Source organism: Tardiphaga sp., from assembly GCF_041424195.1.
Lineage (GTDB): Bacteria > Pseudomonadota > Alphaproteobacteria > Rhizobiales > Xanthobacteraceae > Tardiphaga.
Genome location: NZ_JBGMOE010000174.1, coordinates 33,815 through 44,970, shown reverse-complemented (window position 1 = coordinate 44,970; position 11,156 = coordinate 33,815). Strand labels below are relative to the sequence as shown.

The 11,156-nt window shown below is 61.6% G+C and carries 9 protein-coding genes; 7 read left to right on the top strand and 2 right to left on the bottom strand.

What is annotated here, in order from left to right; genetic code table 11:
• From ACEK02_RS23730 to ACEK02_RS23715, 4 genes are all read left to right on the top strand, one after another.
• A partial coding sequence (locus ACEK02_RS23730) for a pyruvate dehydrogenase complex dihydrolipoamide acetyltransferase (RefSeq protein ID WP_371423992.1) occupies window positions 1-1,332 on the top strand: 1,332 nt, incomplete at its 5' end.
• A gap of 61 nt (window positions 1,333-1,393) precedes the next feature.
• Window positions 1,394-2,815 carry a dihydrolipoyl dehydrogenase gene (gene lpdA, locus ACEK02_RS23725; protein ID WP_371423991.1) on the top strand — a complete coding sequence of 474 codons (1,422 nt, stop codon included), beginning with the start codon at window positions 1,394-1,396 and terminating at the stop codon, window positions 2,813-2,815.
• Between the two features lie 306 nt (window positions 2,816-3,121).
• A complete protein-coding gene (locus ACEK02_RS23720) occupies window positions 3,122-3,802 on the top strand; it encodes a hypothetical protein (protein ID WP_371423990.1) in 681 nt (226 codons plus the stop codon).
• Window positions 3,789-4,601 carry a tetratricopeptide repeat protein gene (locus ACEK02_RS23715; protein WP_371423989.1) on the top strand — a complete coding sequence of 271 codons (813 nt, stop codon included), beginning with the start codon at window positions 3,789-3,791 and terminating at the stop codon, window positions 4,599-4,601. Before ACEK02_RS23720 ends, ACEK02_RS23715 begins: the two co-directional genes overlap by 14 nt.
• Window positions 4,602-4,673: 72 nt before the next feature.
• Here the strand turns inward: ACEK02_RS23715 and xth are convergent, their stop codons facing one another.
• The gene (xth, locus tag ACEK02_RS23710; protein ID WP_371423988.1) at window positions 4,674-5,465 is read right to left on the bottom strand and encodes an exodeoxyribonuclease III; all 792 of its coding nucleotides are present in this window, start codon (window positions 5,463-5,465) and stop codon (window positions 4,674-4,676) included.
• 169 nt (window positions 5,466-5,634) lie between these two features.
• Between xth and ACEK02_RS23705 the strand changes: the two genes are divergently transcribed.
• Genes ACEK02_RS23705 through ACEK02_RS23695 form a run of 3 tightly spaced genes read left to right on the top strand, consistent with a single transcriptional unit; the run spans window position 5,635 to window position 10,750 of the window.
• On the top strand, window positions 5,635-6,765 hold the full coding sequence (locus ACEK02_RS23705; RefSeq protein WP_371423987.1) for an efflux RND transporter periplasmic adaptor subunit: 1,131 nt from the start codon (window positions 5,635-5,637) through the stop codon (window positions 6,763-6,765).
• A 3-nt stretch (window positions 6,766-6,768) separates the two neighbouring features.
• Window positions 6,769-9,897, top strand: coding sequence for an efflux RND transporter permease subunit (locus ACEK02_RS23700; RefSeq protein ID WP_371423986.1), 3,129 nt, complete (start codon window positions 6,769-6,771; stop codon window positions 9,895-9,897).
• Window positions 9,898-9,907: 10 nt separating this feature from the next.
• Complete coding sequence (locus ACEK02_RS23695; protein ID WP_371423985.1) at window positions 9,908-10,750, top strand: amidohydrolase family protein; 843 nt, start codon at window positions 9,908-9,910, stop codon at window positions 10,748-10,750.
• Window positions 10,751-10,776: 26 nt separating this feature from the next.
• Here ACEK02_RS23695 and erpA read toward each other — a convergent pair whose 3' ends face one another.
• Window positions 10,777-11,124, bottom strand: a complete 348-nt coding sequence (gene erpA / locus ACEK02_RS23690; RefSeq protein WP_371423984.1) for an iron-sulfur cluster insertion protein ErpA — start codon at window positions 11,122-11,124, stop codon at window positions 10,777-10,779.
• Between the last annotated feature and the right edge of the window lie 32 nt (window positions 11,125-11,156).

The window sequence follows — 11,156 nt, the reverse complement described above, 5'->3', positions numbered from 1 at the left end:
TCGCCCACCATGGAAAAGGGCAACCTTGCCAAGTGGCTCAAGAAAGAGGGCGACACGGTCAAGTCCGGCGACGTAATCGCCGAGATCGAGACCGACAAGGCGACGATGGAAGTCGAAGCCGTCGACGAAGGCACCATCGCCAAGATTCTGGTGGCGGAAGGTACGCAGGATGTTGCGGTGAACGCCATCATCGCGGTGCTCGCTGCCGACGGCGAGGACGTGAAGGCTGCAGGCTCGGGGGCAGGGGCCGACAAGCCGAAGTCCGCGCCTGCTGCTGAAGCGCCCGCACCGAAGCCCGCGGCTGCTGCACCCGCGCCGGCTGCTGCTTCCGCAGCGAAAGCTCCAGCGGCTGCGCCAGCTCTACAGCCGGCCGCTGCACAGAGCAATGGCGCGCGCGTATTCTCGTCTCCGCTGGCGCGTCGGCTCGCCAAGGATGCCGGCATCGAACTCGGGCGTATTACCGGGTCGGGTCCGCATGGTCGTGTGGTCGCTGCGGATGTCGAGAAGGCGAAGTCCGGTGTTGGCCTGAAGGCACCTGCCGCTCCTGCTGGTGCTCCCGCCGGTGCAACTGGCGCGATCGGTGCGCCTGCAATGTCCGATCAACAGATTCTCGGGCTGTACGAGCAGGGCGCTTACGAGAGCGTGCCGCACGACTCGATGCGCCGCACGATTGCGCAGCGTCTCACCGCCGCGACCAATTCGATGCCGACCTTCTATCTCACCGTCGATTGCGATCTCGGCAAGCTCTCCTCCGCGCGCGAGGAGATCAACGCCGCAGCCGGCAAGGACAAGGACGGCAAGCCGCTCTACAAGCTCTCGGTCAACGACTTCGTCATCAAGGCGATGGCCGTCGCGCTGCAGAAGATTCCGGAAGCGAACGTGTCGTGGACGGAAGCTGCGATGCTCCGCCACAAGCATTCCGACATCGGCGTGGCGGTGGCGCTGCCGTTCGGCCTGATCACGCCGATTATCCGCCAGGCCGAGATCAAGTCGATTTCGTCAATTTCCAACGAGATGAAGGAATTGGCCGCGCGTGCCAAGGCCAAGAAGCTCAAGCCGAACGAATATCAGGGTGGCGCGTCATCCGTGTCCAATCTCGGCATGTTCGGCATCAAGGATTTCACCGCGGTGATCAATCCGCCGCAGTCCTCGATCCTGGCGGTCGGCACGGGCGAGGAACGGGCTGTGGTGAGGGGCGGTCAGATTGTGGCGGCGACCACGATGAGCGTGACGCTGTCCTGCGATCACCGCGCCATCGATGGTGCGCTCGGCGCCGAACTGATCACTGCATTCAAGAAGCTGATCGAAAATCCCGTGATGATGGTGGTGTGAGCGCGCTGATCTTGCGCGCCCTCACATCTTCAACGGCCACCACAACATCGAGTGATATATCATGGCTGACAATTCCTTCGACGTCGTCGTCATCGGCTCCGGTCCCGGCGGCTATGTGACGGCCATTCGTGCCGCGCAGCTCGGCTTCAAGACGGCGATCGTCGAGAAGGCTTATCTTGGCGGTATCTGCAACAACTGGGGCTGTATCCCGACCAAGGCGCTGCTGCGCTCGGCGGAGATCTATCACTACATGCAGCATGCCAAAGATTACGGCCTGTCTGCCGACAATGTCTCGTTCGACATCAAGGCTGTGATCGCGCGCTCACGTGGTGTCGTTAAGCGCCTCAGCGGCGGCGTCGAATATCTGATGAACAAGAACAAGATCTCGATCATCTGGGGCGACGCGACGCTGGATGCGCCGGGCAAGTTCACAGTGAAGAAGACGGAAGCCGCAGCACCCAAGGGCGCGCTCGGGGCAGGCAGCTACACTGCCAAGCATATCATTGTCGCCACCGGCGCCCGTCCGCGCGTGCTGCCCGGACTCGAGCCGGACAAGAAGCTGGTCTGGACCTATTTCGAGGCGATGAACCCCGACAAGATGCCGAAGTCGCTGCTGGTGGTCGGCTCCGGCGCCATCGGCATCGAATTCGCGTCGTTCTACAAGACCATGGGCGCCGACGTGACCGTAGTGGAAGTGCTGCCGCAGATCCTGCCGGTGGAAGACGCCGAGATTGCCGGCTTCGCCCGCAAACAGTTCGAGAAGCAGGGCATCAAGATCATGTCCGGCGCGAAGGTGACCAAGCTCGACAAGAAGTCGGATTCAGTCACCGTGACCATCGAGGATGGCAAGGGGGCTACCCAGCAGCTCACCGTCGACCGCGTGATCTCGGCGGTCGGCGTCGTCGGCAATATCGAAGGCTTTGGCCTCGAGAAGCTTGGTGTGAAGACCGAGCGCGGCTGCATCGTGATCGACAAATACGGCAAGACCAACGTGCCCGGCATCTATGCCATCGGCGACGTCGCCGGCCCGCCGATGCTCGCCCACAAGGCCGAGCATGAGGGTGTGATCTGCGTCGAGGCGATCAAGGGGATGAACCCGCACGGGATGGACAAGAGCCTGATCCCCGGCTGCACCTATTGCCATCCGCAGGTGGCCTCGGTCGGTCTCACCGAAGCCAAGGCCAAGGAAGCCGGCAAGGACATCCGCGTCGGCCGCTTCCCCTTCGTCGCCAATGGCAAGGCGATCGCCCAGGGCGAGGACCAGGGCATGGTGAAGGTGATCTTCGACAAGAAGACCGGCCAGCTGCTCGGCGCCCATATGGTCGGCGCGGAAGTGGTCGAGATGATCCAGGGCTTCGTGGTCGCCATGAACCTGGAGACCACCGAGGAAGAGCTCTTCCACACCATCTTCCCGCATCCGACCATCTCGGAGACGATGAAGGAGGCGGTGCTGGATGCTTATGGCCGGGTGCTGAACACCTGAGCCGTTCCGCACGATCCTGATATTGAACGCCGCCTCGAAAGGGCGGCGTTTTCGTTTTCAGCCGTGCGCCTCCAACTTTGATACACCTCTAAAGGGTTGCCGGCGCGCAACGCATGTGTCTCCGCCGCCACAGTTCCCCAAGATTTAACCCTGTCACGCTGTGGGTATTGTAACCGCCGCTATTTGGCCACACGCCTTCGTGAAATCATTTATCGACAGCCAGAAGGCTGGAGCGCTTCGTAGGTCGGCGGGATGTCAGTGGGACTGTCCCGGATCGCCGAAGCGGCCTGAGAAACCAGGTTCGCGATGGACGTCAAGACGAACATCAAGTCGCGTTTGCCTAGCCGTCATATGACGGAAGGCCGGGAGCTGGCGTTGCGTGGCGCGCTCCCGTCCGCGACGAGTCTGACTTCGCTGCAGGGCGAACGGCCCGTCGCCCGCCACGAGCTGCGCGCGGAAGAATCCCGCTCCGTCGAAATCTTCAAAAAGACACCATATAGCACCGGTTTGAAGCGGGTAAGCCGTTATGTCGCCAAAGACATATTGGAAGTTGCCGACATACCGTTGCTGAAGACAATATTGCTCGATCACGGCCGGTTGCAGGGAGATTGCCTCGCTGCGACAGGGCGGATGATTGCGGAGAGCTCGAAGACCGTGAAGTGGAATTCCCACCAGGGCGTCATGCGTTCTGCCGACAAGTCGATCACCGTTGCCGGTGACCTTGTTGGATCGAAGGGGACTCTGGCTCCTGACGCCTTCGAATTGATGGACGGTAGCACCATCAGGCGCGAAACGGATGAGCGCTGCCTTAACGTAAAATTGACCGACAAAGAATTGGCCGCGCGCCCGACCAAAGGGAAGCGTCGCGCGACTAACCATATGTCAGGGACGCTGTGGACATATGCCCAGCAGGTTGTATCGGCCATTAGTGGCGCCGTGACCGAACCCGGCCGGGCCCACGAGAAATACTGTTATGCGGATAGTTGAGCGTGCCATTTTTGTAGCGTTTGTGTTGGGTGCCGCGTCTGTGGCCGCGCCGGCGTTTGCCTTTGATGGCGCGCCCGTTGGCAGCAGCGACGCAGCGCTGCCGGTTGTAACGACCATTCCCGGTGCTGCGCCGGTCTTGAAGAAGTCCGCCAAGCCCGACACCTCGCTGACCGCACTCCAATATGCCGCCGAAGGCGGTCATCCGATCGCCCAGTGGAAGCTCGGCCGGATGTATGCCGACGGTAACGGCGTGGCGCAGGACGACCTGCGCGCCTTCGAATATTTCAGCCGCATTGCCAATGCCCATGCCGAGGACAGCCCGTCCGCGCCGCAGGCCGCCATCGTCGCCAACGCCTTCGTGGCGCTCGGCCGCTATTACCTCGACGGTATTCCGAACTCGAAGATCAAAGCCGACACCGAACGTGCGCGTGAGATGTTCTCCTATGCCGCGTCCTATTTCGGCAATGCCGACGCGCAATACGATCTGGCCCGGCTGTACCTGAAGGGCATCGGCACCCCGCGCGACACCAAGTATGGCGCCCGTTGGCTTGGTCTCGCTGCACAGAAAGGCCAGCACCAGGCCCAGGCGCTGCTCGGCCAGATGTTGTTCAACGGTGAATCGCTGCCACGGCAGATGGCGCGCGGCCTGATGTGGCTGACGCTGGCCCGTGACAATGCCGGCCCCGACGACACCTGGATCCGCGACAGCTACAACAAGGCCATCGCCAAGGCCTCCGAAGACGACCGTGCCATGGCGCTGCAGATGCTCGAGCACTGGGTGTCTGGCAAACGCGACTAGGGGTGGGCGAGGACTGGATCGCCCGGTCAAGCCGGGCGATGATAGTCTGTATGTAGGGCCGGCGACGGGCCGCTATGCCGCTTCCAGATCCAGGTCGACCCAGACCGGCACGTGATCCGAGGGCTTCTCCCAGGCGCGTACATACTTGTCGATACCGACGTCGATGAGCTTGTCGCTGGCCTGTGGTGACAGCAGCAGGTGATCGATGCGGATGCCCCAGTTCTTCTGCCAGGCACCGGCCTGATAGTCCCAGAACGTGTACTGGCCGGGCTCGTCGGTGACGGCGCGCAGGGCGTCGGTCATGCCCAGTCCGAGCAGGGTCTGGAAACTCGCGCGGGTTTCCGGTTTGAACAGCGCGTCGTTGATCCAGGCCGCCGGATTATAGGCGTCGACTGCCGCCGGGATGACGTTGAAGTCGCCGGCGAGAATCAGCGGCTCCTCAGTCTTGAGCCTCATCCGGGTGAACTCCTGCAGCCGGGACATCCATTTCAGCTTGTAGGGATATTTCTCGGTATCGACCGGATTGCCGTTCGGCAGATACAGGCAGGCCACCCGGACCACACCGGATTTCAGCGACACTACGCCTTCGATAAAGCGGGCGTGGAGATCTTCGTCGTCGCCCGCCAGCCGTGGCGTGGCTTCCTCCAGCGGATATTTCGAGAGCAGAGCGACGCCGTTGAAGGTCTTCTGGCCGTGGGTGACGACATTGTAGCCGAGCGCCTCGATGGCCTCGCGCGGGAATGCCTCATCGACGCATTTGATCTCCTGCAGGCAGACGATGTCCGGGGAGCAGTCGCGCAGCCAGGTCAGCAGGTGGTCCAGCCGCTGGCGGACAGAGTTCACATTCCAGGTCGCAATTCTCATCTACTGGGATTCCGGTAACAACAATGGCAAAAATACGTCAACGTGGCATACCATCATGCCTGTCAACATGATAAGCTTTAAGCCTAAAGCGCATAGACGCTGTCTTTAAAGCTGCCACGGGCGGGAAACGGGGGCGACCCGATCTTCTGTACCAGGTGACATGGACCATATGAAGAAACGCACATCGATCGCTCTACTCGTTCTCGTCGGCGCTGCCGCGGTTGCTGCCTATGTGACGCGCTCCTCGTGGACCGGTGGCAATACGAATGCACAGGCCCCGCAGCGCGCGCGGATCGTTTCGGTCGAGATTGCCAAAGCCGAACGCAAACCGGTCCCGGTCGACGTCGACTCGATCGGTACAGTAACGCCGATTTCGAGTGTCGCGCTCAAGTCGCGGGTGGAAACCACCATCACCTCGGTTCATTTTGAAGACGGCGCCAAGGTCAAGGAAGGCGATCTGCTGTTCACCCTCGATTCGCGGCAGATCGATGCCCAGATCGAGCAGGCCGAAGGCACGCTGGCGCGCGATCAGGCCCAATTGGCCGGTGCGGAGCGCGACGTGCGGCGCTTTACGGACTTGATCGGGAAGGGCGCGACTACGCAGGTCAGCGTCGACAATGCCAAGACGCAGTCCGACATCCTGGCCGGAACCATCCGGGCCGATCAGTCAGCGCTCGACAATCTCAAGGTCCAGAAGAGCTATACCATCATTCGCGCGCCGTTCTCCGGCCGGATCAGCGCGGCCAATGTGAAGGTCGGCAACTTCGTTCGCCCTGCGGACACGGCGCCGCTCGCAACCATCAACCAGATGGCTCCGGTCTATGTGTCCTTCGCCGTGCCGCAGCGCGTGCTTGGCGATCTGCGCGAGGCGATGGCGGCGGGATCGACCTCGGTCATTGCGACCATCCCGAACAGCGGCCGCTCTGAAACCGGCAAGGTGGCGATGGTGGAAAACGCCGTCGATTCCACGACCGGAATGGTCACCGTACGCGGCATCATGAGTAATCCGAACGAGACGCTATGGCCGGGCATTCTGGTCCAGACCAAGCTGATCGTGCGCACGGAGGACGGCGTTGTTGTGCCCACCGTGGCTGTGCAGCGCAGCCAGACTGGCAACTTCGTGTTCACGGTGAAGGACGGTGTCGCTCATGTTCAGCCCGTCGAGGTTGATCGCACCTTCCAGGGAGTTTCGGTGATCACCTCAGGCCTGAAGGGTGATGAGGATGTCGTCGTCGATGGCCAGCTCTTGCTGATGCAAGGCACACGGGTCGAGGCCCGGGCCCGCAGGGCCGGGGCATAAAACATGACCCTTTCGGAGCTCTGCATCCGTCGCCCCGTGATGACCACGCTCATCACGGCGACGATTATCGCGTTTGGCATTTTCGGTTTCCGGCTGCTGCCGGTGTCGGCGCTCCCCAAGGTGGATTTTCCGACCATCGCGGTGACGGCGACGCTGCCGGGTGCCAGTGCCGATACGATGGCCGCCTCGGTCGCGGGTGTTATTGAGCGCCAGCTGTCGACGATTGCCGGCATCTCCTCGATGTCGTCGAGCTCGTCGCAGGGAACGACCCAGATCATCATTCAGTTCGATCTCAATCGCAATATCGATGCCGCGGCGCTGGACGTGCAGACTGCGCTGACGATCGCGCAGCGCCGGTTGCCGATCGAGATGACCATCCCGCCGAGCTTCCGCAAGGTGAACCCCGGCGACTTTCCGGTGCTGTTCATTGCGCTGAGTTCATCGACGCTGCCGCTCTCGGCCGTCAATGAATTTGGCGATATCACCATCGGACAGGCGCTGTCGCAGATCCCCGGCGTGGCGCAGGTGCTGATCTATGGCACGCAGAAATTCGCCATTCGCGTCCAGGCCGATCCGGAGGCTGCCGCGGCCCGCGGGCTGTCGCTCGAAGACATCCGCACAGCGGTGTCGCGCGCCAACTCCTCCACGCCGGTTGGAACGCTGAACGGACCGAAGCAGGACATTTCGCTGCAGGCCTCCGGCCAGATGTCCAAGGCCGCCGACTATGGCCAGGTCGTCGTTGCCTGGCGCAACGGCTCGCCGGTCAAGCTGAACGAAGTCGCCAAGATCTATGACGCCGTCGAAAACGACAAGATCGCGACCTGGCTGAATGGCGAGCGCGCCATCGTACTGGCAATCCAGAAACAGCCCGACGCCAACACGGTTGCCGTGGTCGATGGCGTCCGCGCCAAGCTGCCGTCGCTGCGCGCGCAATTGCCGCCGTCGGTCGAAGTCAATGTGATGATGGACCGCTCGGTATCGGTCCGCGAAGCCGTCGCCGACGTCGAGGAGACATTGCTGATCGCCGTCGTGCTGGTGATCATCGTCATCTTCCTGTTCCTGCGTTCGGCCTCCGCGACCTTCATCCCGGCGCTGGCCGTGCCGATCTCGATCTTCGGCACCTGCGCTGCGATGTATATGCTGGACTACTCCATCAACAACATGACCCTGCTGGCGTTGACACTGTCCGTCGGCTTCGTGGTCGACGACGCTATCGTCATGCTGGAGAACATCGTCCGGCACATCGAACTCGGCATGAAGCCGTTCGATGCGGCGCTGAAGGGCGCGCGCGAAATTGGCTTCACCATCGTTTCGATCACCTTCTCGCTGATCGCGGTGTTCATTCCCGTGCTGCTGATGGGCGGAATTGTCGGCCGCGTGTTCCGTGAATTCGCGGTGACGATCGCGGTGGCGATCATCGTCTCCGGCTTTGTATCGCTGACGCTGACGCCGATGCTGTGCGCGCGGGTGCTCAAGGCCCACGATCCCGAGCATAGGGAGAACTTCATCCTGCGTGGTTTCGAGCGCATGTTCGCGGCCTGGCTGCGCGGCTACGAATGGGCGCTCGACCATGTGTTGGCGCACAAGGCGCTGATGTTAGTGGTTACCCTCGCGACGCTCGGCGGCACCGTCTATCTCTATATGGTCGTGCCGAAGGGTTTCTTCCCGCAGGAGGATACCGGCTTCCTCACCGGCATCACCGAGGCGGCCACCGATACGTCGTTCGAAGCGATGTCCGCGCGTCAGCAGGTGCTCGCCGCGTTGCTGAAAACGGATCCCGCGGTCGAGTACATCAATAGCACGGTGGGTTCCGGCGGCCCGAATGCGACGGGCAATTATGGACGCCTGTTCGTGGCGCTGAAGCCCGCGAAGGAACGTGAACCGGCACAGGTGGTGATGGCCCGGCTGCGGCAGAAGTCGCTGGCCGTTCCTGGCCTGCAAGCTTTTTTCCAGAGCATCCAGAACCTGAACATCGGCGGCCGTCCGTCGAAGAGCCAGTATCAATATGTCCTGCAGGGCAGCGATACCGACACGCTATATCGCGTATCGCCGGAGATGCGTGATCGCATCGCCAAGGTGCCGGGTCTGCTCGATGTGACCACCGACCTTTATATCAAGAATCCGCAAATGACGGTCGATATCGACCGCGAGAAGGCGGCAGTCTACGGCGTCACGGTCGATCAGGTTCGCAATCAGCTCTACAACGCATTCGGCTCGCGTCAGGTCGGCACCATCTATATGCCGACCAACGACTATCAGATCATCCTGGAAGCGCAGCCGCAGTTCAGGATTGATCCGAGCGATCTCTCCAAGCTTTACATGAAGACGTCGAACAACCAGACCATTCCCCTGAGCGCGGTCGCGCGTCTTGTGCCGACGGTTGGGCCGCTGCAGATCAACCATCAGGGACAGCAGCCGGCGGTGACAATCTCGTTCAACCTGGTGCCGGGCTATTCGCTGGGGTATGCGGTCGATCAGATCACGCAGATCGAGGCTGATGCCAAATTGCCGGTCACGATCGCCACGGGCTTCTCGGGCACTGCGCAAGTATTCCAGGATTCTTTGCGCGGGCAGGGCGTGCTGATCCTGGCTGCCGTGTTTGCGGCCTTCGTGATCCTTGGCATTCTCTATGAGAGCTTCATCCACCCGATCACGATCATTTCCGGCCTGCCGTCGGCCGGCATCGGTGCCATCCTGACCTTGATGCTGTTCAAGATGGAGATGTCGGTCATCGCCATGATCGGCATCGTGATGCTGGTTGGCATCGTCAAGAAGAACGCCATCATGATGGTCGACTTTGCGCTGGAGCGTCGCCGCGTCGGCCTGTCGGCCGAACACGCGATCCGCGAGGCCGCGCTGCTGCGTTTCCGCCCGATCATGATGACAACTTTTGCGGCTATTTTCGGCACGCTGCCGATCGCCCTTGGTGCAGGTGCCGGCGCCGAATTGCGTCAGCCGCTCGGCGTTGCCGTGGTCGGCGGTCTGTGTGTCTCGCAATTGCTGACGTTGTTCATCACCCCCGTTATCTACATCTATCTCGATCGCATCGACCGCAAGCTGAAGCGCAAGCTGCAGCCGCAACTCGAGGACGAAGAGCACGACGATCGTCCCCGCATCGTAGCTGCGGAATAGGGACGTCTCAGTGCTGGTGAGAACACTTACTGCGTCCGCTTTGCTGGCCGCACTCGTTGTTGCGCCGGTATGTGCCGACGATCGGATCGAAATCTTCGACGCCCATATGCATTACAACTGGGAGCCGAAGCCATATTATCAGCCCGACGAGGTGCTCGAGGTTTTCAGGAAGAACCGCGTCACCGGCGTTCTCGCCACCAGCCGCCCGAACACTGGCACGCATGTGCTGATGGACGACAAGGCGAAGGGCAAGTCGGGCGATCTGCAGGTTGTGCCGTTCATCCGGCCGTATCGTATCCGCGCCGATATCGGTAGCTGGTTCAACGATCCGGTGATCTTCGATCTGGTGCAGGAGGAATTCAAGCGCGGCTATTATCGCGGCGTCGGCGAATTCCATCTGACCGGCAAGGCGGCCGATACCGAGATGGTCAAGAAGACCGTCGACTTCGCCGTCGCCAACAATCTCTATCTGCATGCCCATGCTGACGACGAGGCCGTGGAGATCCTGATGCGGCACAATCCGCGCGCGCGGGTCATATGGGCGCATACCGGCTTCAGCCTTGCACCGGACCGTGTCGCAGCGATGCTGGCAAAATATCCGAAACTCTGGGGTGAGCTATCTTACCGCAGCGGCATTGTGGACGGGGCAGGCAGATTGACGCCGCAATGGCGGGTGCTGTTCGAACGCTACCCTGATCGCTTCCTGCTGGGCTCCGACACCTGGGTGCCGGAACGCTGGGCGAGCTATGGCGATATCATGGATGCCTATCGGGCCTGGCTGGCGCAGTTGCCGCCTGATATCGCCAGGCAGATCGCGCACGGCAATGCGCGGGCGCTGTTCGCCGAGAAATAGGCCAATCTAGACGAGTCTAAGAGGAATCAGATCGAGAAGCTGGTCCCGCAACCGCAGGACGCCGTCGCATTCGGATTGACCACGCGGAACGAAGCGCCGATCAGGTCATCGACAAAGTCGAGTTCGGAACCGGCCAGAAACGGCGCCGAGGAGGGGTCGACCAGTACCACGGCGCTGTCGCGTTCAATCAGGATGTCGTCTTCCGCCTTGGCGCGTTCGACGTCGAACTTGTACTGGAAGCCGGAACAACCGCCGCCTTCGACCGACACGCGGAGCATCGCGCCGTCGCCTTCGGTCTTGAGGATCTCGCCGATCCGGCGCGCAGCACGCGCGCTGACGGTGAGGGGGGCCTCGGTGACTGCTGTATCGGTCATATCTCTCTCCGGGCTGGATTCGAACCATTTGA